The organism is Mycobacterium sp. ZZG, from assembly GCF_054786995.1.
The window spans coordinates 47,736-69,594 of the sequence record NZ_JBTBFV010000005.1 but is presented as its reverse complement, the minus strand read 5'-3'; the positions used below and the strand labels follow the sequence as shown (position 1 = coordinate 69,594).

Below are 21,859 nucleotides of genomic sequence, written 5' to 3'. Positions count from 1 at the left end.
TTGAAAAGTCCCGCAATCAGGTTCAGCGCGCCGGCGCCGCCAGCGGCCAGCCGACCGACGCCAGCCGCGCCGCGACCTGGTGCACTTCTTCGGGGTTGGGTTCCTTATCGGTGACCAGATGGATCGCCGCGCGGATCTCTTCGGGCGTCACCGTGTCGGAGTCGTTGCCCTTGAGCACCGTCTGGGCGACCTTGATGACCTCGTCCTCGGTCAGGGTCCGTGCCAGCAACGCCAGCAGGGCGAAGTAGTCCGTCTGCGGGACGCCCTGGGGGTAGCCCTGGTGCAGCCAGCCCAGGATGTTGGTGAACGCGCTCTCGGCCATGGCCACTCAACTCACTTTCCAGGCAGGAACGGGAAGAGGTCGACGCCGGTGTGGTGGATGATCGTGGCCCGCGTGATCCACAGGACCGCGGTCAGAATCACCGCACCGACGAACACGAACAACGCCACCCCGAGGAACTTCAGCAACGGGTTCGACGCGGCCGCCGCGGTGCCGTCGGATCCGTCGGAGCCGTCGCCGCGGGAGAATGCCACCAGTCCGACGGCGAAGACGGCGGGCAGCCCCGCGCCGAGCAGGAGCCCGATGCCGAGCACCTTGAGGATGCTTTCCAGGTACGTCATGTCAGCGTGGTTTCCTTCACCGTCGCAGCAGGCTTGGCCGCCGGTTCGGTCTCGGTGACCGAGGCGCGCAGTTCGGCGGGGACCACCGAGTTGGTCGCAGCGTCCCAGTCGGCGTTGACGTTGCGGTGGTCGACCTTCTGATGCTGCGCGCGCCACCACAGGTAGAACGACAGGGCGCACAGCAGTACGAAGATCAGGCCGTCACCGGCCAGCGACGAACCGGTCAGCGACTCGACACCGTGAGACAGCCAGAACGACAGCGCGCCGACGACACCGGCGGCGGGCAGGGTGATCAGCCATGCCACCGCCATCCGGCCGGCGACGGCCCAGCGGACCTCGGCGCCCGGCTTGCCGACGCCGCTGCCCAGGATCGAACCGGTGGCCACATGCGTGGTCGACAGCGCCATGCCTGCGGCGCTCGAGCTCAGGATGATGGCCGCCGACGAAGCTTCGGCTGCCAGCCCCTGCGGCGACTCGATCTCGACAAGCCCCTTGCCGAGGGTGCGGATGACGCGCCACCCACCCAGGTAGGTGCCCAGGCCGATGGCCAGCGCGCACGACGCGATGATCCAGAACGGCAGGCCCTGCTCCTTGACGTCGCCGGTGAGGTGGCCGGTGGTGATCAGGGCCAGCGCGATCACACCCATGGTCTTCTGGGCGTCGTTGGTGCCGTGCGACAGCGCGACCAGCGACGCGGTGGCGATCTGACCCCATCGGAAGCCCTGTTCCCGGCGCTTCTTGGCGACGTTGCGGGTGATGCGGTAGACCAGCCAGGTGCCGCAGCCGGCCACCAGGCAGGCGATCAGCGGCGCCGCGATCGCCGGGATGAGCACCTTCGCGGTCACGCCGGACCAGTTCACCCCGGCCAGCCCGATGGCGGCCAGACCGGCGCCGATCAGACCGCCGAACAGCGCGTGCGACGAGCTCGACGGGATGCCGAACAGCCAGGTGAGCAGGTTCCACAGGATGCCGCCGATCAGACCGGCGAAGATGATCGTCAACCCCGTGGACGCGTCGATCGACGGGATGAGTTGACCGGTCTTGCCGTCCTGGATCTTCAGCACCGAGGTGGTCACCGTGACCGCGACCTCGACGGACAGGAACGCGCCGACCAGGTTCAGGATGCCGGCCAGGATGACCGCCGTCTTGGGCTTGAGCGCGCCGGTCGCGATGGACGTCGCCATCGCGTTCCCGGTGTCGTGAAAGCCGTTGGTGAAGTCGAACGCCAACGCGGTGGCGATCAACAGCACCAAGATGATCAGCTCTGCGCTCATGGCGTTGATTCTGCTGCCCGGCCAGCGGTTTTGACTAATCTTTGACAACTCGTGTCGAGGCCGCGACGTGGTCTTTTTCCGGCTGCCGGCGCGGTGTTCATCTACTGTTCATCTTCTCAGGGGTGCCCGTTCGTGCCCCGCAGCTCAGAGCGGCTCCCCGGCGGCGCCGCGGCTACCATCGAACTGCCGAGGGCTACTTCGCGCCCCCGGCGGGGAGTGGATTCGTGACCAGATTTCTCGCCAGAATCGTGGCGTGGATCGCGGCCGGATATCCGGAGGGGGTGCCGGGGCCGGACCGCGTGCCGCTGCTGGCCTTGTTGCGGCGCCGGTTGACCGACGACGACGTGATGACCGTCGTCAGCGAACTCGTCGCCCGTGCTGATTTCCGCGAGCAGGGATCGGCCGACATCGGCCCCGTCGACATCGGGGTGCTGATCACTGCGATCACCGACGAACTGCCCTCCCCCGAGGACGTCGAGCGGGTCCGCGCCCGGTTGTCGGCGCAGGGCTGGCCACTCGACGACCCGCGCGACGACATGGAGGAGGAGCGATAGCCGTCCTGAGCGCGGTCGAGTTCGGCGCCGGTGACGAACTCCCGATCGTCCGCGACGTCCTGGACGGCCGCGCCTGCGTCCTGCCGGTTCCGGCTGACGACGCCCGTCAGGCCGGGGTGCTCGCCGCCGCGCTGCGTGCCGGCGAGGCCATCGACGATGCCGTCGGGGTGGTGCTGTCCACCTCGGGCACTACCGGAACCCCGAAGGGCGCGATGTTGACGGTGCGGGCGCTGACGGCGAGCGCCGAGGCGACGCACGCCCGGCTCGGCGGGCCGGGACGCTGGCTGTTGGCGCTGCCCGGCTACCACGTGGCCGGGTTCCAGGTGCTGGTGCGCAGCGTGCTGGCCGGCACCACGCCGGTGGCGGTCGCCCCGTCGTTCACGGCAGCGGACCTGGTGGCGGCGATCGAGGCGATGGGTACCGGGCGGCGCTACACCTCGATGGTGGCCAACCAGTTGGACAAGGCGCTGCGCGACGCGGACGCCGCGCGGGCCCTGGGCGGCCTGGACGCCGTGCTGATCGGTGGCGGCCCGATGCCGCGCGGGGTGGCTGAAAAAGCTGCGGCGGCAGGGGTTTCGGTGGTCCGCACGTATGGCATGAGTGAGACATCCGGGGGCTGTGTGTACGACGGGACGCCGCTCGACGGCGTCACGGTGCGGGTGGACGACGACGGCCGGATCCGGTTGGGCGGGCCGACCGTCGCCGCCGGCTACCGCAACCCCGTGACCCCGGACCCGTTTGCCGAGCCCGGCTGGTTCCTCACCGACGATCTTGGCGCAGTGGATGATTCAGGGGTGCTTCGGGTACTGGGAAGGGTGGACGACGCGATCAGCACCGGCGGGTTGAAGGTGCTGCCCGGTGTCGTCGAATCGGCTCTGTCGAGTCACCCCGCGGTGGCCGAGTGCGCGGTCTTCGGTGTCGCCGACGAACGCCTGGGACAGCGTGTCGTCGCCGCGGTCGTCACTGCGGCGGGCACGTCGGTCACGTTGGAGCAGTTGCGGTCTCACGTCGCGGCCACCTTGCCGTCGACGGCGGCGCCGCGGCAGCTTCACATCGTCGACGCCTTGCCGCTGCGCGGCATCGGCAAGGTGGACCGCCGCCAACTCGTCAGGCGGTTCGGGTGAGGTGCGGCCCACATCCGCGCCCGGACCCCGCACAATAAAGACATGAGCCGTGAGGTCACCTCGGTCGAGGAACTGCGTGAGATCGTCGGGCATCCCAACGCCGCGGTGGCGAACAAGGTCCGCGACCGCCTGTCACCGGCCGTGCAGGACTGGCTGTCGCATTCCCCGCTGGGGTTCGTCGCGACGACGGATGCACACGGCCGGATCGACGTCTCCCCGAAGGGTGACCCGACCGGTTTCGTGCACATCGTCGACGAGCACACCATCGCGATCCCCGAACGCCCCGGCAACAAGCGCGTGGACGGTTATCTGAACGTGCTCGAACGTCCCCGCGTCGGCACGCTCTTCGTGATCCCGGGCCGCGGGGACACGCTGCGGATCAACGGCAGTGCCCGCATCCTGGCCGACGCCGACTACTTCGACGCGATGACGGTGCGCGGCAAGAGGCCGATCCTGGCGTTGGAGATCGCCGTCGAAGAGGTGTTCTTCCACTGCGCGAAGGCGTTTCTACGATCGGGGGCGTGGCAGCCGGAGAGCTGGAATCCGACCGCGGTGCCGAGCGCGGCGGAGCTGGCCGCAGCGGTGTACGCCGGCGCCGACCTCGACGAGATGCGCCGGCGTCTCGACGAGGACAACATGCGCGAGGTGCTCTATTGACGGGCGGCGCGAGCGTGCGCGAACTCGCGACATCTGACGGCGTGGCGGCCTCTGACACGCACGCTCGCGCAGTATGGGGGGATGCGTAGGGAGGTCGGTGCGGCGGCTGCCGGTCTGGTGCTGGTGGTCGCCGCGTTCGTCGTCCCCCATCTCGACCTGGGTGTCGTCACCCCACTGATCAACGCCACCCCTGCGCGGATCCGCAGTTTCGCCGACACCGCGCCGATCTTCGGCTGGTGGAACGCCCACGTCGGGCCGGGCACGATACCGGCGGTCGCGATCGCGTCCGCCGCCGTGCTGTGGGGGCCGACCGTCGCCCAGCGGCTGCCGTGGCGGTGGCTGCCGTGGACGACCTGGGCGGTGTCGTGCGTATGGGCGTTCAGCCTGGCGTTGGTGGACGGCTGGCAGAGGGGCTTCGCGGGCCGACTGACAGCACGCCACGAATATCTGCGGCAGGTGCCGACCGTCGACGACATCCCCGAGGCGGTGCGCAGCTTCTCCGACAGAATCCTTGACTATCAACCGGATTCGTGGATCACCCACGTTTCCGGGCACCCTCCGGGCGCTTTGCTGACCTTCGTCTGGCTCGACCGCGTCGGACTGGGCGGCGGCGCCTGGGCGGCTACGCTGTGCGTTCTGGTCGGATCGAGCATCGCGGCCGCGATCATCGTGGCCGTGCGCGCCCTGGCCGACGAGGACACCGCACGCGCCGCCGCGTCCTTCGTGGCGGTGGCACCGACCGCGATCTGGATCGCGGTGTCCGCAGACGGCTACTTCGCCGGTGTCGCGGCGTGGGGCATCACGCTGCTGACACTCGCCGTGACGCGATCGGCACGACTGCCCGTGCTGGTGGCGGTGGGCTCCGGGCTGCTGTTGGGATGGGCGGTCTTCCTCAACTACGGCCTGGTGTTGATGGCCCTGCCCGCGGTGGCCGTACTGCTCGGTGCCGCGAACTGGCGGGCGGCTCTGGGCGCTGCGATCCCCGCGGTGGCCGCCGCGCTGGTCGTCGTCGTGGCGTTCGCCCTCGCCGGGTTCTGGTGGTTCGACGGCTACCTACTGGTGCAGGAACGCTATTGGCAGGGCATCGCCAACGATCGGCCGTTCCAGTACTGGGGCTGGGCGAATCTCGCCTCGGTGGTGTGCGCCATCGGCCTGGGCAGTGTGGCCGGCCTGAGCAGAGTGTTCGACATCGCCGCCCTCAAACGCCGCTCGGGCCTGCACCTTCTGATACTCGGCGCGCTGCTCGCGATCGCGTTCGCCGACCTGTCGCGGCTCAGCAAGGCCGAGACCGAACGGATCTGGCTGCCGTTCACGGTGTGGCTGGTGGCCGCCACCGCCTTGCTGCCGCGGCGTTCGGCGCGGTGGTGGCTGGCACTCAACGTGACCGGCGCGCTGGCCGTCAACCACCTGATCCTGACCAACTGGTAGCCGCTCACGCGATCAGCTGCGCGACGACCCGAGGGCCGATCCGGTGTATGCCGGCGACGGCGAACCCCGCCTCGGCCGCCAGCGACCCGACGCAGTCGACGCCCACCGAGGCCCAGCGGAACCATGGTCCGACAGCACGGACAGACTCGAGGCGAATCCATCCGATATCGATCCCCGTTGTGGCGCTATCGAATTCAGCGAGACATCGTCCGCCCCGGCAAAGTAGCTCCGCCGCTCGGGAGAGGATCCGGTGCGGGTCTGCACCCAGGCCCACGTTGCCGTCGGCGAGAAGCACCGTGTGCCAGCGCCCGGTGGCCGGCAGCCGCCCGAAAACGTCGCGGCGCAAGACCGGAGCGCCGCTGTCCCTGGCCAGCTTCACCGCCGTCGTCGACAGATCCACTCCCAGCGCGGGCAGTCCGCGCCGCACCAGCGTCGCGACCAGACGACCCGGGCCGCAGCCCAGATCGAGAGTCGGCCCCTGGCACAAGTCGAGCACCGCATCGTCGAATGCCGCGTCGGCGCCGGGCCCACCGAGCCAGCTGCGCACGGGCAGTCGTTCGACGCGGCCGTCGTCGCGGCGAACCCAGCAGTGCTCACCGCCGAGCGCGCGGTCGTAGAGTTGCCCGAACATTCAGCCCTCCCGAGCCGTGACCGTCGCGGTGACCCGGCGGAACCGCGAGGTCGGTGGGCAGACGTCCCGGACCGCGTCGATGTCGTCGATGGTGTCGACGTCGGTGAGCTCGTCCCCGAGTGCCACCTGCAATCCTCTGCGCCGCAAGGCCTCCAGGGTGCGCCGACCGGTGTCGGGTACCGACATCGGCACGTCGCGCAGGCACCCGGCACTGCCGGCGTCGCGCACGCCGAGCACCCACCAACCGCCGTCACGGGCCATGCCGAGGACCGCGTCGCGACCTGCCAGCAGGTCCGCGCACCCGGCGAGCAGATCCGGGCTCACCTGCGGCGTGTCCATCCCGATCTGCAGCACCGGCAGTCCCCCGGCGCCGGCATCGGCGTGTGCGTTGGCCAGCCTCTCGGCAAAGCCGGCGCCGCGCTGCGGGATCACCGCGAAATCGGCGAGCCGACAGCGGATCTCGTCGGTACAGCGCGCGTCGCGCAAATGACCTGTCAACGCCACCACCCGCGCCTGCACCGGACAGGCTGCCACCGCGTCGAGCGTGTCCAGCAGTGCGGCCGCGGCGATGTCGGCGGCAGCGCCGTCACCGACCGCGGCGGCCAGCCTCGTCTTCGCCAGCCCGGGCACCGGCGCCTTGGCGACCACCAGAACGCTGACCGGGATCATGACATCGCCCGCCAGAAGTCCCAGGCCGCGACCGCCGAGCCCCGCACCGATCCGCTGACCTTCGACGTGCCACCGGTGCGGGGTCCGTAGGCGACGTCACGCTCGGTGACCGACCAGCCCGCGGCGGCCGCGCGCACGAGCAGCTCGAGCGGATATCCCGAGCGCCGATCGGTCACCCCCAGCGACAGCAGGCCATCCCGCCAAGCCACCCGCATCGGGGCGATGTCGTGCACCGCCAGCCCGTGACGGTGCCGCAATCGCCAGCACACCGCGTCCGTGCCGAGGCGCGCATGCCACGGCCAGATCAGGCCCGGGACCGGGCGGCGCCTGCCGGTCGCCAGGTCGGCGCCCCGAACGAGGTCGGCGACCAGGGCGGGCAATTCACGGGGATCCAGAGACCCGTCGGCGTCGAGCACAGCCACGATCGGGGTCGCCGACGCGACCACCCCGGCGTGCACCGCCGAGCCGTACCCCGGCCGGGGTTCGGTGACGACGTCGGCGCCGTGCCGGCGCGCCACCTCGGCGGTGCCGTCGGTGCTGGCGTTGTCGACCACCAGCGGCGCATAGCCGTCCGGTATCGCCTCGAGGACGCCGGGCAGTGAGGCCGCCTCATCGCGACAAGGCAGCACCACCGTGACGGCGCATTCTGGCACTTCCTCCACGCTAGGCCGGCAGCGATGGCCGCGCGAGGGGCAACCCTGACGAAATGGTGACAGCACCGCAGGTCGGGACGTCTGCGCGCTACCCTCGGTGTGGTGACCCGGGTCCTCATCGCCGACGACGACGACGTCGTTCGCGACGTCGTACGCCGCTACCTGGAGCGTGACGGCCTGGAGGTGTTCACCGCCCACGACGGCACCGAGGCGCTACGGCTCCTCGGATCGCGGCGCATCGACGTCGCCGTGCTGGACGTGATGATGCCGGGCCCCGACGGTATGACGTTGTGCCGCACGCTGCGTCATCGCGGAGAGCATTCCGTGCCGGTGATCCTGCTGACCGCCCTCGGCGAGGAGGAAGACCGCATCGCCGGGCTGGAAGCCGGCGCGGACGACTATCTGACCAAGCCGTTCAGTCCGCGGGAGCTGGTGTTGCGGGTCAAATCGGTGCTACGCCGCGCGCCGGTCGCCGGCGGCGCCCCTCCCGTCGACCTCGTGTCCGGCGATCTGACGGTGACGACGGCGTCGCGCACCGTGACCGTCGCGGGCACACCCGTCAGCCTCACCAACCGTGAATTCGATCTGCTGCTGTTCTTCCTGACCCACACCGACGCTGTCTTCACCCGCGAGGACCTGCTCAAACAGGTCTGGCACTGGGATTTCGGCGATTTGTCGACGGTCACGGTCCACGTCAAGCGACTGCGCTCCAAGCTGGGCGACCGGCACCGGGTGCAGACCGTCTGGGGTCGCGGCTACATGTGGACCTCCGGTGCCGACGGCTGACTTCTGGGAAATCGTCGGATGGGCGCTGGCGTGCTCGGTGCCCGTCGTGCTCGTCGGGGCAGCGGTGATCCGGCTGGCCCGGTCGTGGTCGTTGGCGGTGAGCATGGTGGCGCTGGTGCTGATCCCGGTGCTCGCCACGCTGGCCGGGGTGCTGGGCGCCAGCGGATTCATGATCACCCAGACGTTCGAGCGCACGGCCGCCGTGTTGGTGGTGGTGTCGGTGGTGACCATCCCGGCGGCGATCATGCTGGGCCGGTTCCAGGCCCGGCGCACGGTGTGGGAGGCCGAGATCCGCGACTCAGAGCGCGCCGCCGAACAGTCGCGGCGACGGCTGATCGCGTTCGTCAGCCATGACCTGCGGACCCCACTGGCCGGGATCCGCGCACTGTCCGAAGCGATCGCCGACGGGGTGGTCCCTGAGGACGAGGTCCAGGTGCACGCCAAACACATTGAACACGAGTCGATTCGGCTTTCAGAGATGGTCGACGACCTGTTCGAGATGTCGAAGATCAACGCCGGTGCACTGACGCCGTCATTCGACCGGGTGGCGCTCGACGAAGTCGTCGACGACGTACTGGCCGCGCACCGGATCGCCGCCGAACGTGCCGGGGTTTCGCTGGTGGCGAACATCCCCGAGCAACCGGTGCGGACAGTCGGCAGCGACCGCGCGCTCGTGCGGGTGCTGTCCAATCTGGTGGCCAATGCGATCGCGCACACGCCGTCGGGGGGAACGGTCGAGCTGGCCCTGGGCACCGACGGGGACAGCGCGTGGGCCCGAGTCGACGACACCGGCGTGGGCATCGACGAGGCGGACCTGCCGCGGGTGTTCGACGTCGCCTACCGGGGTTCCAACAGCCGTGTGCCGCGCAGTGATTCGTCGCTGCCGAGCGGTTCGGGGCTCGGGCTCGCGATCGCGGCCGGGCTCGTGCAGGCCCACCATGGCACGCTCACCGCGCACAATCTGCCGACGGGCGCCCGCTTTGAGGTGCGCCTGCCCCTGGCCGCCGACTAGCCTTTCGGGCTTTCGCGAGACCGCCACCACGGTAGCGAAGCGGCCTCGGCAACTACCGTGGTGGCGCTTTCGCGAGGTGGCTCAGCCGGGCAGGGAGTTGTTCCGGCGTTCGGCGGCGGCCAGGTAGTCCTCGATGAACTCGCGTACCACCTCGCGGGCCGGCTTGACCTTGTTCATCAGGCCGACACCCTGGCCGACGAAATACGTCGCGAGCGCCTGCGCGCCCTGGTGTCCCTGCGAGGCCAGCACGTCGATGCGGCGGATTACCGGCTCGCACAGCATCGACTGCAGCGGCAGCCCCAGTGGCTGGTGCCCGTCCCTGGCCGGCGCCCAGGCATCGGTCCAGTCGGAGACCAGCTGCCGCGACGGCTTGCCCGTGCGGCCCGCCGACCGCACGGTGTCGCGCGACGTCGCGGCCAGCATCTTGGCCACTGTGTGCGGCGCCGTCTCGGCTTCCTCGGTGGTCAACCACACCGAGCCTGTCCACGCGGCCGGATGCGCCCATCGCCACCATGCCCGCCATCTGGCGGCCGGTGACGATGCCGCCCGCCGCCAGCACCGGGATGGAAACGCCCAGCGCTGCCAGTCCTTCCAACACCTCGGGCACCACGACCAGCGTGCTGACCTCGCCGCAGTGCCCACCGGCCTCGGTGCCCTGCGCGACGATCAGATCCACCCCGGCGGCGGCCTGCTTGACCGCGTGCTCCTTCGCCCCGACCAGCGCCGCGACCGGAATCCCCCGCTCCTTGCCTGCCTCGATCATGTAATCGGGCGGCACGCCCAGAGCGTTGGCGATCAGCTTGACCGGGTGGGTCAGCGCGACGTCGAGCAGTTCACGGCCGGTGTTCCCCGACAGTGACGAGCCGCCGAGGCGCCGGTTCGGTTCGGGTTCGATGTCGTGGGCGCGCAGCAGGTCGTCGACGAAGTCGCGGTAACTCTGCGGGATCCGATCGGCGAGGTCTGCGCTGGAAAGCTTCTCCCCTTTGCCCTCGAACTTGGCCGGCACGATCAGATCGACGCCGTAGGGCTTACCGCCCACCGCGTCATCGATCCACGCCAACTCCTGGTCCAGTTGCGAGGGGCTGTACGCCGTTGCGCCGAGCACACCGAAACCGCCGGCATTGGTCACCGCGGCGACCACGTCTCGGCAGTGGCTGAAAGCGAAGAGCGGAAAGTCGATACCGAACTGTTCACACAGCGCTGTGGACGTCATCGGCCCAGTATGGCTTGACGACCGACGAGCGCTTGCGCGCGGAGCGACATTGACGACGAGCGCTTGCGCGCGGAGCGCCTACCGGTGTCACGATGCCGGTGCGGGTCCCCGCAACGGCGCCGTCGCGAACTCGCGCAACCCGTCGGCCGGGTCGACGACCGCGCGAAAGCCGAGGACCTCCGCGGCTTTGGCCGGGTCGGCGACGATGTGGCGGACGTCGCCGCTGCGGTACTGACCGGTGACCACGGGCGCGACGTCCCCGCGCGTCTCGCACAGTGTGGTGGCGAGGCCGAGAATCGAGACCGGTGTGCCCGAGCACACATTGACGGCCTGGAATCCGTCGAGGCCCCGTTCCACCGCCGCCACGTTCGCCGCGGCGACGTCGTCGACGTGGACGAAGTCGCGCATCTGCCCGCCATCCTCGAAAACCCTTGGTGCATCTCCTAATTCGAGAGCAGATCGGAAGATTGCCGCGACGCCGGAGTACGGGGTGTCGCGCGGCATGCCGGGCCCGTAGACGTTGTGATAGCGCAGCGCCGCCACCGATCCGCCCGTCGCCTCGCTCCAGGCCAGCGCGTAGTGCTCCTGGGCCACCTTGCTGGCCGCGTACAGACTGCGCGGCCGCAGCGGCGCGTCCTCGCCGACCAGGGCCCAGTCGACCCGCTCGCCGCCGATCGGGCAGCGGTGGTCGAACACGCCGCTGTCGAGGTCCTCACGTTGGCGCGGCACCGGGTCGACTTCCCCGTGGGCCGGGCAGACGTAGCGGCCCTGGCCGTAGACCACCATCGACGACGCCAGCACCAGCCGCCGGCAACCGGCGGCGAACATCTCCGCGAGCAGCACCGCGGTCGCGAAGTCGTTGTGGGCCGCGTAGGACGGGGCGTCGGCGGCATCCACCCCGGCGCCGACCACCGCCGCCTGGTGACAGACCACCTCGGTTCCCGCGACCACCTCGGCGACGGCGTCCGCGTCGCGCACGTCGACGCGGCGCACGTCGGCGGGCGGGGCGGCATCGTGGCCGTGCGCGGCGGGCAGCATCGCGTCGACGGCGACGACGTCGTGCCCTGCACCGGCCAACCGCTCTCGGATACGGGTGCCGATGAAGCCGGCCGCACCGGTGAGCAGCACCCTCATGGCAGGTCGAACGGCAGCTGCACGCCCTCGTGGGCCAGGCAGTGGGTACATGTGCGCTCGGCGTCGACCTGGTCGATCGCCTCGTGCACCAACTGCTTGAACGGCACCATGTTGCGTTCGAACTCCGCGAACACGTCCACCGCCTTGACCCCCTGCCCGCTCTCGATCCCCGCATCCAGATCGGTGACCAGAGCGATTGCGGCGTAACACATCTCCAACTCGCGGGCCAGCACGGCCTCGGGGTAGCCGGTCATGTTGACCAGCCGGAAGCCCTGGTCGGCGAACCACCGGCTCTCGGCGCGCGTCGAGAACCGCGGGCCCTGGATCACCACCATCGCGCCGCCGTCGACGACTCCCGGCAGAGGTGTCACCGCGGCGCGCAGCGTCGGGCAGTACGGGTCGGCGAACCCGACGTGGATGCCGCCGGAGTCGAAGTACGTGTCGGGCCGGCCCGTTGTCCGGTCGACGAGCTGATCGGGCACCACCATCGCCCCCGGGCCGAGCTGCGGGTCGAGGCTGCCGACCGCACACGGCGCGAAGATGCGCCGCACCCCGAGCGCGCGCAACGCCCACATGTTGGCCCGGTACGGCACCGTATGCGGCGAGAACTCGTGGCGCACACCGTGTCTGGGCAGAAAGGCCACCTCGTGGCCGCCGACGGTTCCTACGGTGATCGCCGCGCTGGGCGCGCCGTAGGGCGTGTCCAGGTCGACGGCACGCGCGTCGGGTCCGAAGAACGAGTAGAAGCCGCTGCCTCCGATGACTCCCAGCACCGGGTTACGCGTCGTCCTCGTCCTGCTGCGACGCGGCGCGGCGGGCGCCGTCGCGGATCTCGAAAACGTCGGTGGCGAAACCGCCGATCGTATTCGCGACGTCCTTGACCGCCGTGGTGATGATCGAGGTGACCTCACCGACAGCCGACGCGCCGGCCGCGACGATCTCCTGGACCGCGTCCTTGCCGATCTCGGTCTTGCTCAGTCGCTCGTCCATGCGCCCAGTCTGCCACGGTCGGCACCTGCAAGACTGACCGTCGTGGCCAATTTCGCCCAGTGGGTCGAGGGGGCGCGTCCCCGCACGCTGCCCAACGCCGTCGCGCCCGTCATCGCCGGCACCGGCGCCGCCGCGTGGCTGGACGCCGCGTCGTGGTGGAAGGCGTTGCTCGCGTTGATCGTCGCGCTCGGCATGGTCATCGGCGTGAACTACGCCAACGACTACTCCGACGGGATCCGCGGCACCGATGACGTGCGAGCGGGGCCGCTGCGGCTGGTCGGTTCGAAGCTCGCGGCGCCCAGGTCGGTGCTGACGGCCGCAGTGGTGAGCCTGGCGGTCGGTGCGCTGGCCGGTCTGGTGCTGGCGTGGTTCTCGGCGCCGTGGTTGGTCGCGGTCGGTGCGGTGTGCATCGCCGGGGCCTGGCTCTACACCGGCGGCTCAAAGCCCTACGGCTATTCCGGGCTCGGCGAGGTCGCGGTGTTCGTGTTCTTCGGGCTGGTCGCGGTGCTGGGCACCCAATACACGCAAGCGCTGCGCGTCGACTGGGTCGGGGTGACGCTCGCGGTCGCGACGGGCTGCCTGTCCTCGGCGGTGCTGGTGGCCAACAACCTGCGCGACATCCCGACCGATGCCCAGACCGGCAAGATCACGCTGGCCGTGCGGCTCGGCGACGCCAAGACGCGGGTGCTGTTCCAGGCGCTACTGGCGGTGCCGTTCGTGCTGACGCTGGTGCTGATCGCGGCCACCCCATGGTGTGCGGCCGGGCTGGTGGCGCTGCCACTGGCGGTGCGCGCCGCCAAACCCGTGCGCGCCGGCTCCGGAGGGAAAGACCTGATCCCGGTCCTCAAGGACACCGGCCTGACGATGCTGGTGTGGGCGGTCGCGGTGACACTCGCGCTGGTCCTCAGGTAGCGAATCCGGCGCGCTGGGGCACCCTGAGCGTCGGTTTGCGCGTCGGATTCGCGTGGTACAAGCAGCGGGATGAATGCTGCGCCGATGCCCCGCGAGTCCGCCGACGATGTCGACGAGGCGCGGGGGGTTCTCTCCGCGCTCGCCGACGCGTTCTCGGCCAAGGTGGTCGGGCAGGAACACCTGCGCGAGACATTGCTGATCGGGCTGCTGACCGGCGGGCACATCCTGCTGGAAAGCGTGCCGGGGCTGGCCAAGACCACCGCCGCGCGCGTCATCGCCGAGGCGATCGACGGGCAGTTCCGCCGTATCCAGTGCACCCCTGACCTGCTGCCCAGCGACATCGTCGGCACTCAGGTCTACGACGCGGCCACCACCTCGTTCGTCACCCAGCTGGGACCGGTGCACGCCAACGTGGTGCTGCTCGACGAGATCAACCGCTCCAGCGCCAAGACCCAGAGCGCGATGCTGGAGGCGATGGAGGAACGCCAGACCACGATCGCCGGTGTCGTGTACCCGATCCCCGAACCGTTCCTGGTGATCGCGACGCAGAACCCGGTCGACCAGGAGGGCACCTATGCGCTGTCGGAAGCGCAGACCGACCGGTTCCTGCTCAAGGAGATCGTGCGCTACCCGTCCCCCGAGCAGGAGGTGGAAGTCCTCACCCGCCTGGACGCGGGCCTGTTCGACAGGGAGCACCCCAGCACACCGGTCGCGTCGCTGGCCGACATCCGCCGGCTGCAGCGGGTCACGCGCGAGGTGTACATGAGCAGGGACCTGATGCTCTACGCCAGCCGCCTGGTCGGGGTGACCCGAGAACCCGGCCACTACCTACCCGGCCAGATCGCCCGGCTCATCGAGTACGGCGCCAGCCCCCGCGCCACCATCGCGCTGTGCACGTCGGCCAGGGCGCTGGCGCTGCTGTCGGGCCGCAACCACGTCATCCCGGGCGACATCGCCGATCTCGCCCACCGCGTGCTGCAGCACCGCCTCATCCTGGGGTTCGAGGCGGCCAGTGCCGGCGTCACCCCCGACGTGGTGATCGACGCCGTGCTGCGTGCGGTCCGGGTGCCCTGAGCGGCGGCTCCCGATGGGTAAGCTTCTCAACCGGGCCCGAGCCCAGTTCGGCGCCGACACCCGTGGCCTCCTGCAGGGCGGTCGTCACGCGCTACTGCACACCCGCACACTGGAATTCGACGAACTGCGACCCTACGTACCCGGAGACGACGTCCGCGACATCGACTGGAAGGCATCGGCGCGCTCCGGCGCGGTGCTGATCAAGCGCTTCGTGTCGGAGAAGCACCACAAGATCCTCCTGGTCGCCGACGCGGGCCGCAACATGCACGCTCTCGCGCCGGGGAGAGAACTCAAATGGACTGTGGCGCTGAATGTCCTGGGCGCGTTGGGGATGATCACGCTGGGCCGGGCCGACGAGATCGGGATGGTCTACGGAGATGCCCGCGGCAGCATCCGCGTGCGCCAGCGGCGCGGCGAGAACCACATCGAGAGCATGCTGCAGAACTACCAGGACCACACGGCGCGGCCTGGCCCCAGTGACATCGTGTGCCAGTTGACCTATGTGGCAACGCATTACCGCCATCCGATGTTGGTCGTCGTGGTCTCTGACGAACCGGAGCCCGACGACCGGCTCGGCGACGTGCTGGACCGGCTGACCGGGCGGCACGACCTGATGTGGGCGATGGTCGCCGACCTGCCCGCGGTGGACGCCGAGGACGGCGGCTACGACGTCGCGACGGGCCGCCCGGTGCTCGGCTCCGCCGCGGTGGATCCGCGCGTCGTCACCGCGTACCGCCGCGCCGAGGAGCGGCGAGTCCAGCACCTCGCCGAGTTCATGGCTGCCCGCGCCGTCTCTTATGCGACGATCCCGGGCAGTCGCCAGATCCGCCGGGGTATCACCGAGATGACCAGGGTGTGGTCGCGTGCCGGATGACCTGTTGGAATTCGTCAGCGGGCCGCCCCCCTTCTCGATTCTGTGGCTGTGGCTCGGACTTGTCTTGCTGCTTCTCGTCTTTGGCTGGTACACAGCGGTTTTGATTGCGACGATGCCGTCACAGAGCCTGCGGGGCATCCCCGGGGTGCGTGCGCTGCACGCCAGGGTGCTGCGGCAGCGCTTCGCGCACTCAGCGCGGGCGGTCACCCGGCGCCACCGGGCAGGTGAGCTCTCGACCGAGCAGGCAGGCGCGGCGCTGAGCCGCACGCTGCGCAGTTTCCTGCACCAGGCGACCGGCGTTCCGGCACAGTTCATGCAGCTGCGCGCGGTGGCTGCCGGTGATCTCGCCGCCGCGGCCCCCGTGCTGGAAGCGCTGGGCGAGGCGCAGTTCGACAAGGCGTCGACCGCGGACGTGGGCCGGCTCGGGGAACAGACCGAAGAGCTGATCCGATCGTGGAGCTGACATGGTGGCCGGTGGTGGCCTTCGGGTTCGGCGCCCTGCTGCTGGCCGCCGCTCTGGCGGTGCTGGTGCCGGTCCGCCGCGGCCGCGAACGGCAACTGCCGCTGGCCCACACCGCACGGCTGACCGAGCTGCCCGAGTACCGCGCCGTGGTGCGACGGCAGACCCGCGCCGCGACGCTCGCGCTCACGCTCCTCGTCCTGCTGTTCGCGACGACCGTTCTGGCCACGGCCCGTCCGACCGGAACCTTCTGGAATGCGGAAGCTTCGGAACCGCGCGACGACATCATGCTGTGCGCGGGGGCCCCCGCCACCGACGAGGCCACGGCGGGGTTCCTCGACTACTTCGCCCGGCAGGCCACCGGATACGGGTCCGAGCGCATCGGCGCCACGTCGGTGAACCGGCGCCTGGTGCCGCTGACCCGGGACCACCAGTTCGCCGCGGGGCGGCTGGCTGAGTTCTCGCGCGGCGGCCCGGCGGCGCCGCGGTTCGCGGTGCCGGTGGAGTACGACGACTACGCTCCCACAGTCGCCGACGTGCTCGCCCTGTGCCTGACCGGATTCCCGGACTTCCAGCAGCCCGGCGACACCCGGCGGTCGCTGATCTACCTCGGGCCCGGTTCGCTGCGGGCACCCGGTGACGACCGGCCGTCGCTGTTCACCGACGCCCAGGTCACCGACATGGCACGGCGGGCCGGCGTGCAGATCAATGCGATCGCGACCCCGGGCCGCGACACGTCCGCGCTGAGTGCGGCGGCAGCGGCGACCGGAGGGCAGTTCTTCCGGTTCGACGCCGAGGCCGTCGACGGTCAGCTCGACGCGATCCGTGCGGCCCCGCCCGCCGGGCCTCCCGGCGGTGTCGACGCCCGGGAGGACTCCCCTGTCGTCGTCCTGGTGATCGCGCTGGGACTCTCGGCACTGCTGGGTGTGGCGTTGTTGGCGGTGCGGCGATGACGTTCGATCCGGTGCTGCCCCCGCTGGTGTTGGCTGCCGCCGCGGCGGCGCTGATCGTGCTGCGGCTGCTCGGTGTCCGGGCCGCCGCGGGCGCGGGAGGCCGCGCGGTCCTGCGGTGGTCGACCACGACGGTGGCGATGCTGCTGCTGCTACTGGCCGCCGCGCGACCGGTCAGCGCAGCGACCGCCGACACCGACACCGGGCATCCGCGGCCGGGCGGGGCCAACGTCTTCCTCGTGGTCGACCGGTCGGCGGACTCGGCGACCGTCGGCGCCGACGGCACCCCGCGGATGTCGGCGATGCGCGACGACATCGAGCGACTCGTCGACGCGCATCCCGGTGCCCGGTTCGCGCTGATCACGTTCGCCTCGCGGCCCGCCGTCGAGTGGCCGCTGTCTGACGACACCTGGAGTCTGCAACCCGTCGTCGAGACGCTCACCCCGATTCCCGGCCCGAGCGCGGCCGACACAGAGGTCAACGCCGCGGCGGCCGCGAACGTGCTGCGCTACCAGCTGATCGCGGCGGGCCAGCAGTATCCGTCCGCGGAGAACCTCGTCTACTACCTTGGCTCCGGGGCACCGGAATCGACGGCGCCCCAGGGCACGTTCGACACCCCCGCGGTCGACGGCGGAGCCGTGCTCGGCTACGGGACCGGACGCGGCGAGGCCACGCTGCGTGACATCGCCGGCCGGTTGGGGGTGTCTTACGTCCAGCGTGGCGGCGGGGACCCGCTGCCCGCGGCCGTCGCGCCGACGGACTCCGCGGCGGCGCCGTCCGAGGCCGCCGACAGTCCCGGACGGGTCGAGTACTACTGGGTGCTCACCCTGCTGGCCGGCCTGCTCCTGCTCGCGGAGATCTTCCTGACCGCCCGGGACCTGCTGCGCGCCAGGGCCACGCGCCGGGAGGTACTGCAGTGACGCGCACGCCGGCCCGGATTCGCCTGCGGAGACGCCTGCTGCTGGCGTCGGCGCCTATCGCGCTGGCCGCGATCGTCGTCGCCGTGAAGTTGATCTCGGTGGTGGTGGTCGGCGGTTCGGCGCAACAGCACTACGCGAGCGGGGACATCGGCGCGCTGCGCCAGGACGTGTCGCTGCTGCGGGTGTTCGACGTCGTCGAACCCGGCACCACCGCGTTCGCCGCCGGCGGGCTCGCGGTGCTCGAAGACCGGCTCGACGTCGCGGACACCGAGTTCTCCGCGGCGCTGGCGCGCACCGAGCCGGGCCGATCGTGCGCGGTGCGAGTGAATCTCGCGTTGGTGCGCGAACGGCAGGGCGACATCGACGCGTGGGAGGCGCGCCCGGAGGTGGCGCGGCAGCGGTATACCAGCGCGCTGACCGTGATCGCGGACGCGCCTGCAAACTGCTTCGACGGCAACGACGACCCCGATCGGGAGCGCCGCGCCATCCGCGAGGACGCCGACGAGCGGATCACCGCCAAGATCGAGGCTCTCGGCTCGGTGGCACCCCTCGCACCACCGGTGCCGCCTCCCGCTGCCGTCACCGTCGCCCCACCCGCGCCGCCGATCACGGCGCCCGACGTGGCCGGTCCGACGGGAGAACGTCGCCTCGACCGTGGCGGCGATCCGCTCGAAGCCCTGCGGCAACTGCTGCGCGACGCCGCTACCCAGTGACCGTCAAGCCCGTCAGGCCCTCGAGGTGCCGTTCCAGTACTCGACGATCCTGCCGTTGGCCACCCGCAGCAGGTCGTTGCCGGTGAAACGCGCCGGTCCGTCCCGCCCCGAACCGGTGGCGATCCACCGCGCCGCGACCAGGTCGCCGTCGGTGATCGGACCGACCTCCACCACGAACAGCAGTTCTTTGAGCGCGGCGCGGGTCTCGTCGACCATGGCCTGCAGTTCGTCCGGCCCGTGGACGTCCCTGGTCGGCCAATGGCCCACGAAGTCGGGTGACACCAGCTCCGCGGCGATGCTCTCGCCGGCCCACAGCTCCCGGATCCACCGCTGGTACAACCGCTGTCCGACCATGACCTTGGGGCTACTGATACCTCTGTGGCTCGTCATGCCCCCAGGACGGGTCATGACCTGCGGATTGTTCATGACATTTCTGTTACCCGCGTTCGGGCACAGCTAAGCCCACGAATTCACAGTGACGTTACGTTCTCGACGCGCAGCGTCAGGTGTCGGTCTTGCCGTCGCGACCGGCGGGCCGGCCATCGGCACCTCCGCGCAGCCGCGACTGCAGCTGCTCCCTGTCACGGCGCCGCCGTTCGTCCCACACCGCGATGCTCTCGTTGGCACGCCGCCTCAGCGGCGTGAACACCCAGATTCCCACCGGCAACCCGATCACGATCGCGAACAACAGCGCGACCACGACGGGGAATTCACGGATGCCGGCCAGGTGCCCGACACCGAGAATGGCCGCCGTCAGCGCGACGACGAGCACCAGCCGTGCGGCGGTGTAAGCCAGCACATCAACAATGAGCCGCGAGGTCGGGCGTGGGTCCTTCGACACGAAAGCGAGCCTACCGACGGCGCGTATATTGACAGGAAGGAGGTTTTGAGTGGCGTATTTGCTCCTGATGCTCGTTTTGGCCGCACTGGTCTACGTGGGCTGGCGGGTGAGCCGGATGAACGCGAACCGACCGCGACACCGGGTGATCGGACCGGACGACGATCCGGAATTCCTGCGACGGATCAATCCGCGCGACGACCAGCCGCGTCCCGACCAGCCCCGGCCTTGACACTGATCGACGTTCGGTCCGACCGCTAACCCACCGGGTCGGCGCGCCGCGCCCGCGGGAAGCCCTCGGCGACCACTGCGGCCAACTCCAGCAACGATTCCCGGGTGTCCCCGCGCAGCCGCTCCAGGCTGATCTCGGCGCCCTCCTCCAGATGCGGGTCGAACGGCACCTGACACACCGCGCGGCACCGCCGGGCGAAATGATCCACGACCTTGTTCAGGTCCACCTTCGAGGCGCCACGCTTCGACCCGCGCCGCACGCCGTTGATGACGGCGATCGAGTTGCGCACCATGTCCTCGTGGCCATGTGCGTCCAGCCAGTCCAGCGTCGCGGATGCGCTACGCGCCCCGTCGACCGAACCGGAGCTGATCACCACCAGCACGTCGGCCTTCTCGATGACCCCTGACATCGCCGAGTGCAGCATGCCGGTGCCGCAGTCGGTCAGCACCACGCTGTAGAAGCGCTCGAGCACGTCGACCGCGCGGCAGTAGTCGGCGGCGCTGAACGCCTCCGACACCGCAGGATCGCTCTCCGAGGCCAGGACTTCCAATCGGCTCGGCCCCTGCGAGGTGTAATGCCGCACGTCACTGTAGGAGGCGATCCCTTCGGCGTCGCGCAACAGATGGCGCACGGTGGCCGAGGTCTCGACCGGCACCTTCTGGCTCAGGGTGCCGCGATCGGGGTTGGCGTCCACCGCGATCACCCGGTCGCCCCGGGTGGTGGCGAACGTCGCACCGAGCGTTGCGGTGATCGTGGTCTTGCCGACACCACCCTTCTGCGACAGCATCGCGATGCGGTAGCAGCCCCGCAGCGGCTGTTGCACCTGCGCGACAAGGGTGTTGCGGCGCAGCACTTTCGGGTTCTCCCCGACGTCGATCAGCTTGCCCGAGCCCCAGTACAGCCACTTGCGCCAGCCCGACGACGGGCCGCGGTTCGCGTGGCCCAGCAGCGCGACGGTCGACAGATCCAGATACGGCGCCGGGTCGGCGGCGACAACCGGCGGCGGGTCGGCGGCGACGACCGGCGGCGTCCCCTCGGGCGGGGTGGGCGCCGTCCATTCGGCGGGAACTGGCGCCATGGGATCGGAAAACCGTTGCTGTGCCCGAAAACTCCCCGGCGCGTCCACCAACAGTCAGTACCCTCTCCCGGCTCAGCCGACGCCCGCATACGAGTGCAGGCCCACCGTCACCAGATTGATGAAGAACAGGTTGAACACCATCGCGACGAACCCGACGATGTTGATCCAGGCTGCTTTTCTGTCCCGCCAACCGGCGGTCGAGCGGGCGTGCAGATAGGCCGCGTAGACGACCCACGCGATGAACGACACCGTCTCCTTGGGATCCCAGCCCCAATAGCGGCCCCACGCCTCCTCGGCCCAGATCGCCCCGAAGATCACCCCGAACCCGAACACCGGGAAGGCGAAGATCGTGGTCCGGTAGGCGATCCGGTCCAATGTCTGGGCGTCCGGCAGCTTGGCCACGATCCGCCCGATCGCATCGGCGCGGTCGGGGTCGCCCAGCCGCGACATCTTCAGCAGGAACAGGATGCTGGCCACGCCGGCCACCAGGAACACCCCGGAACCCAGGCTGACCACGGACACGTGGATCGGCAGCCAGTAGGACTGCAGCGCAGGCATCACCGGTGCCGCGTGCGAGTACAGCCACTTGCCGGACACGGTCAGCAGGATGAGCACCGGGACGAGCACGAACACCCACAGCGAGCGGTATTGCGGGCGGCGCAGCACCCAGGCCGCGGCCACCAGACCGCAGAAGCTGGTCAGGTTGATGAACTCGTACATGTTGCCCCACGGCACCCGTGAGGTGGACAGTCCGCGCAGCACGATGCAGGCCAGCAGCAGCGCGATCCCGACGTAGACCAGCGCCACCCCGGAGGTGCCCAGCCGCTCGTCGAACGGACGCCGCGGCGCGTCGATGACGACGCCGGGGGCCGCGCTGTCGCGGCCCACGCCTCCGGCGGTGACCAGCTCGCGACTCTCGGCCTTGCGGCTGCGGCTGTAGGACAGCTCCACGGCGAGCAGGAGCAGCGCCGCGAGCAACACCAGCACCGAGGACGTGAACGCCCAATCGGAGTACCGGGCCAGCCCGATGTCGATGCTCGTACTCACAGCCGCCTCATTCGC

27 protein-coding genes and 1 pseudogene are annotated in these 21,859 nt (G+C 70.2%); 14 read left to right on the top strand and 14 right to left on the bottom strand.

The window, feature by feature from the left end; translation table 11 throughout:
• Positions 1-22: 22 nt before the first annotated feature.
• The 3 genes from ACXMYJ_RS05085 to ACXMYJ_RS05075 are packed head-to-tail and all read right to left on the bottom strand — an operon-like array spanning position 23 to position 1,895.
• Positions 23-322, bottom strand: coding sequence for a DUF3349 domain-containing protein (locus tag ACXMYJ_RS05085; RefSeq protein ID WP_260757925.1), 300 nt, complete (start codon positions 320-322; stop codon positions 23-25).
• An 11-nt stretch (positions 323-333) separates the two neighbouring features.
• Positions 334-621 carry a hypothetical protein gene (locus ACXMYJ_RS05080; RefSeq protein WP_260756920.1) on the bottom strand — a complete coding sequence of 96 codons (288 nt, stop codon included), beginning with the start codon at positions 619-621 and terminating at the stop codon, positions 334-336.
• Positions 618-1,895: an inorganic phosphate transporter gene (locus ACXMYJ_RS05075; protein ID WP_260756919.1), complete on the bottom strand. Its 1,278-nt coding sequence runs from the start codon at positions 1,893-1,895 to the stop codon at positions 618-620. The genes ACXMYJ_RS05080 and ACXMYJ_RS05075 overlap by 4 nt, the downstream gene beginning before the upstream one ends.
• A gap of 224 nt (positions 1,896-2,119) precedes the next feature.
• On the opposite strand from ACXMYJ_RS05075, the gene ACXMYJ_RS05070 reads away from it, so the two are divergent.
• The 4 genes from ACXMYJ_RS05070 to ACXMYJ_RS05055 all read left to right on the top strand — a co-directional run bounded on the left by ACXMYJ_RS05070 (position 2,120) and on the right by ACXMYJ_RS05055 (position 5,658).
• Positions 2,120-2,449, top strand: coding sequence for a DUF3349 domain-containing protein (locus tag ACXMYJ_RS05070; protein WP_260756917.1), 330 nt, complete (start codon positions 2,120-2,122; stop codon positions 2,447-2,449).
• A gap of 44 nt (positions 2,450-2,493) precedes the next feature.
• On the top strand, positions 2,494-3,573 hold the full coding sequence (menE, locus tag ACXMYJ_RS05065; RefSeq protein ID WP_260757924.1) for an o-succinylbenzoate--CoA ligase: 1,080 nt from the start codon (positions 2,494-2,496) through the stop codon (positions 3,571-3,573).
• Positions 3,574-3,615: 42 nt separating this feature from the next.
• Positions 3,616-4,230 (top strand): MSMEG_1061 family FMN-dependent PPOX-type flavoprotein, encoded by a 615-nt coding sequence (locus ACXMYJ_RS05060; RefSeq protein ID WP_260756916.1) that lies wholly within the window; start codon positions 3,616-3,618, stop codon positions 4,228-4,230.
• An 81-nt stretch (positions 4,231-4,311) separates the two neighbouring features.
• Positions 4,312-5,658, top strand: a complete 1,347-nt coding sequence (locus ACXMYJ_RS05055) for a hypothetical protein (RefSeq protein WP_260756914.1) — start codon at positions 4,312-4,314, stop codon at positions 5,656-5,658.
• A 4-nt stretch (positions 5,659-5,662) separates the two neighbouring features.
• Here the strand turns inward: ACXMYJ_RS05055 and ACXMYJ_RS05050 are convergent, their stop codons facing one another.
• The 3 genes from ACXMYJ_RS05050 to ACXMYJ_RS05040 are packed head-to-tail and all read right to left on the bottom strand — an operon-like array spanning position 5,663 to position 7,611.
• Complete coding sequence (locus tag ACXMYJ_RS05050) at positions 5,663-6,289, bottom strand: class I SAM-dependent methyltransferase (protein ID WP_260756912.1); 627 nt, start codon at positions 6,287-6,289, stop codon at positions 5,663-5,665.
• On the bottom strand, positions 6,290-6,958 hold the full coding sequence (locus ACXMYJ_RS05045; protein ID WP_260756911.1) for a TIGR04282 family arsenosugar biosynthesis glycosyltransferase: 669 nt from the start codon (positions 6,956-6,958) through the stop codon (positions 6,290-6,292). It abuts the gene before it with no gap.
• Positions 6,955-7,611 (bottom strand): glycosyltransferase family 2 protein, encoded by a 657-nt coding sequence (locus tag ACXMYJ_RS05040; RefSeq protein ID WP_260756910.1) that lies wholly within the window; start codon positions 7,609-7,611, stop codon positions 6,955-6,957. Before ACXMYJ_RS05040 ends, ACXMYJ_RS05045 begins: the two co-directional genes overlap by 4 nt.
• Before the next feature lie 102 nt (positions 7,612-7,713).
• On the opposite strand from ACXMYJ_RS05040, the gene ACXMYJ_RS05035 reads away from it, so the two are divergent.
• Both ACXMYJ_RS05035 and ACXMYJ_RS05030 read left to right on the top strand, forming a co-directional pair.
• Positions 7,714-8,397, top strand: coding sequence for a response regulator transcription factor (locus ACXMYJ_RS05035; protein ID WP_260756908.1), 684 nt, complete (start codon positions 7,714-7,716; stop codon positions 8,395-8,397).
• Entirely contained in the window at positions 8,384-9,409 is a 1,026-nt protein-coding gene (locus ACXMYJ_RS05030; RefSeq protein ID WP_460354383.1) for a sensor histidine kinase, read from the top strand. The genes ACXMYJ_RS05035 and ACXMYJ_RS05030 overlap by 14 nt, the downstream gene beginning before the upstream one ends.
• An 81-nt stretch (positions 9,410-9,490) precedes the next feature.
• Here the strand turns inward: ACXMYJ_RS05030 and ACXMYJ_RS05025 are convergent.
• The 4 genes and pseudogenes from ACXMYJ_RS05025 to ACXMYJ_RS05010 all read right to left on the bottom strand — a co-directional run bounded on the left by ACXMYJ_RS05025 (position 9,491) and on the right by ACXMYJ_RS05010 (position 12,746).
• Positions 9,491-10,622, bottom strand: a pseudogene (locus ACXMYJ_RS05025) (NAD(P)H-dependent flavin oxidoreductase).
• An 87-nt stretch (positions 10,623-10,709) separates the two neighbouring features.
• Positions 10,710-11,756 (bottom strand): NAD-dependent epimerase/dehydratase family protein, encoded by a 1,047-nt coding sequence (locus ACXMYJ_RS05020; protein ID WP_460354381.1) that lies wholly within the window; start codon positions 11,754-11,756, stop codon positions 10,710-10,712.
• Positions 11,753-12,529 (bottom strand): S-methyl-5'-thioadenosine phosphorylase, encoded by a 777-nt coding sequence (locus ACXMYJ_RS05015; protein WP_260756902.1) that lies wholly within the window; start codon positions 12,527-12,529, stop codon positions 11,753-11,755. The genes ACXMYJ_RS05020 and ACXMYJ_RS05015 overlap by 4 nt, the downstream gene beginning before the upstream one ends.
• A 4-nt stretch (positions 12,530-12,533) precedes the next feature.
• Complete coding sequence (locus ACXMYJ_RS05010; RefSeq protein WP_260756901.1) at positions 12,534-12,746, bottom strand: hypothetical protein; 213 nt, start codon at positions 12,744-12,746, stop codon at positions 12,534-12,536.
• 42 nt (positions 12,747-12,788) lie between these two features.
• Between ACXMYJ_RS05010 and ACXMYJ_RS05005 the strand changes: the two genes are divergently transcribed.
• The 7 genes from ACXMYJ_RS05005 (at position 12,789) to ACXMYJ_RS04975 (ending at position 18,649) form a co-directional block, all read left to right on the top strand.
• Positions 12,789-13,658: a 1,4-dihydroxy-2-naphthoate polyprenyltransferase gene (locus ACXMYJ_RS05005; RefSeq protein ID WP_260756899.1), complete on the top strand. Its 870-nt coding sequence runs from the start codon at positions 12,789-12,791 to the stop codon at positions 13,656-13,658.
• 84 nt (positions 13,659-13,742) lie between these two features.
• A complete protein-coding gene (locus tag ACXMYJ_RS05000; protein WP_260756898.1) occupies positions 13,743-14,732 on the top strand; it encodes an AAA family ATPase in 990 nt (329 codons plus the stop codon).
• A 13-nt stretch (positions 14,733-14,745) separates the two neighbouring features.
• Positions 14,746-15,606 carry a DUF58 domain-containing protein gene (locus ACXMYJ_RS04995; protein ID WP_260756897.1) on the top strand — a complete coding sequence of 287 codons (861 nt, stop codon included), beginning with the start codon at positions 14,746-14,748 and terminating at the stop codon, positions 15,604-15,606.
• Positions 15,596-16,069, top strand: coding sequence for a hypothetical protein (locus tag ACXMYJ_RS04990; protein WP_260756896.1), 474 nt, complete (start codon positions 15,596-15,598; stop codon positions 16,067-16,069). The genes ACXMYJ_RS04995 and ACXMYJ_RS04990 overlap by 11 nt, the downstream gene beginning before the upstream one ends.
• Positions 16,060-17,019 carry a hypothetical protein gene (locus ACXMYJ_RS04985; RefSeq protein ID WP_460354377.1) on the top strand — a complete coding sequence of 320 codons (960 nt, stop codon included), beginning with the start codon at positions 16,060-16,062 and terminating at the stop codon, positions 17,017-17,019. The genes ACXMYJ_RS04990 and ACXMYJ_RS04985 overlap by 10 nt, the downstream gene beginning before the upstream one ends.
• Positions 17,016-17,936 (top strand): VWA domain-containing protein, encoded by a 921-nt coding sequence (locus tag ACXMYJ_RS04980; RefSeq protein WP_260756894.1) that lies wholly within the window; start codon positions 17,016-17,018, stop codon positions 17,934-17,936. Before ACXMYJ_RS04985 ends, ACXMYJ_RS04980 begins: the two co-directional genes overlap by 4 nt.
• Positions 17,933-18,649, top strand: coding sequence for a hypothetical protein (locus ACXMYJ_RS04975; RefSeq protein WP_260756893.1), 717 nt, complete (start codon positions 17,933-17,935; stop codon positions 18,647-18,649). The genes ACXMYJ_RS04980 and ACXMYJ_RS04975 overlap by 4 nt, the downstream gene beginning before the upstream one ends.
• A 12-nt stretch (positions 18,650-18,661) precedes the next feature.
• On the opposite strand, the gene ACXMYJ_RS04970 is transcribed toward ACXMYJ_RS04975, so the two are convergent.
• Together ACXMYJ_RS04970 and ACXMYJ_RS04965 are read right to left on the bottom strand one after the other, a co-directional pair.
• A complete protein-coding gene (locus tag ACXMYJ_RS04970) occupies positions 18,662-19,039 on the bottom strand; it encodes an ester cyclase (protein WP_260756892.1) in 378 nt (125 codons plus the stop codon).
• Between the two features lie 112 nt (positions 19,040-19,151).
• Positions 19,152-19,490, bottom strand: coding sequence for a DUF4229 domain-containing protein (locus tag ACXMYJ_RS04965; RefSeq protein WP_460354374.1), 339 nt, complete (start codon positions 19,488-19,490; stop codon positions 19,152-19,154).
• 49 nt (positions 19,491-19,539) lie between these two features.
• Between ACXMYJ_RS04965 and ACXMYJ_RS04960 the strand changes: the two genes are divergently transcribed.
• Positions 19,540-19,719, top strand: coding sequence for a hypothetical protein (locus ACXMYJ_RS04960; protein WP_260756889.1), 180 nt, complete (start codon positions 19,540-19,542; stop codon positions 19,717-19,719).
• 25 nt (positions 19,720-19,744) lie between these two features.
• Here the strand turns inward: ACXMYJ_RS04960 and ACXMYJ_RS04955 are convergent, their stop codons facing one another.
• The gene (locus ACXMYJ_RS04955; protein ID WP_460354372.1) at positions 19,745-20,797 is read right to left on the bottom strand and encodes a MinD/ParA family ATP-binding protein; all 1,053 of its coding nucleotides are present in this window, start codon (positions 20,795-20,797) and stop codon (positions 19,745-19,747) included.
• A 72-nt stretch (positions 20,798-20,869) separates the two neighbouring features.
• Positions 20,870-21,844, bottom strand: coding sequence for a c-type cytochrome biogenesis protein CcsB (gene ccsB, locus ACXMYJ_RS04950; RefSeq protein ID WP_260756887.1), 975 nt, complete (start codon positions 21,842-21,844; stop codon positions 20,870-20,872).
• Between the last annotated feature and the right edge of the window lie 15 nt (positions 21,845-21,859).

Coding starts and splice junctions, on each gene's coding strand:
- ACXMYJ_RS05085 (WP_260757925.1), bottom strand. CDS start 322: ATGGCCGAGAGCGCGTTCACCAACATCCTGGGCTGGCTGCACCAGGGC.
- ACXMYJ_RS05080 (WP_260756920.1), bottom strand. CDS start 621: ATGACGTACCTGGAAAGCATCCTCAAGGTGCTCGGCATCGGGCTCCTG.
- ACXMYJ_RS05075 (WP_260756919.1), bottom strand. CDS start 1,895: ATGAGCGCAGAGCTGATCATCTTGGTGCTGTTGATCGCCACCGCGTTG.
- ACXMYJ_RS05060 (WP_260756916.1), top strand. CDS start 3,616: ATGAGCCGTGAGGTCACCTCGGTCGAGGAACTGCGTGAGATCGTCGGG.
- ACXMYJ_RS05055 (WP_260756914.1), top strand. CDS start 4,312: ATGCGTAGGGAGGTCGGTGCGGCGGCTGCCGGTCTGGTGCTGGTGGTC.
- ACXMYJ_RS05050 (WP_260756912.1), bottom strand. CDS start 6,289: ATGTTCGGGCAACTCTACGACCGCGCGCTCGGCGGTGAGCACTGCTGG.
- ACXMYJ_RS05045 (WP_260756911.1), bottom strand. CDS start 6,958: ATGATCCCGGTCAGCGTTCTGGTGGTCGCCAAGGCGCCGGTGCCCGGG.
- ACXMYJ_RS05020 (WP_460354381.1), bottom strand. CDS start 11,756: ATGAGGGTGCTGCTCACCGGTGCGGCCGGCTTCATCGGCACCCGTATC.
- ACXMYJ_RS05010 (WP_260756901.1), bottom strand. CDS start 12,746: ATGGACGAGCGACTGAGCAAGACCGAGATCGGCAAGGACGCGGTCCAG.
- ACXMYJ_RS05000 (WP_260756898.1), top strand. CDS start 13,743: ATGCCCCGCGAGTCCGCCGACGATGTCGACGAGGCGCGGGGGGTTCTC.
- ACXMYJ_RS04995 (WP_260756897.1), top strand. CDS start 14,746: ATGGGTAAGCTTCTCAACCGGGCCCGAGCCCAGTTCGGCGCCGACACC.
- ACXMYJ_RS04980 (WP_260756894.1), top strand. CDS start 17,016: ATGACGTTCGATCCGGTGCTGCCCCCGCTGGTGTTGGCTGCCGCCGCG.
- ACXMYJ_RS04970 (WP_260756892.1), bottom strand. CDS start 19,039: ATGACGAGCCACAGAGGTATCAGTAGCCCCAAGGTCATGGTCGGACAG.
- ACXMYJ_RS04955 (WP_460354372.1), bottom strand. CDS start 20,797: ATGGCGCCAGTTCCCGCCGAATGGACGGCGCCCACCCCGCCCGAGGGG.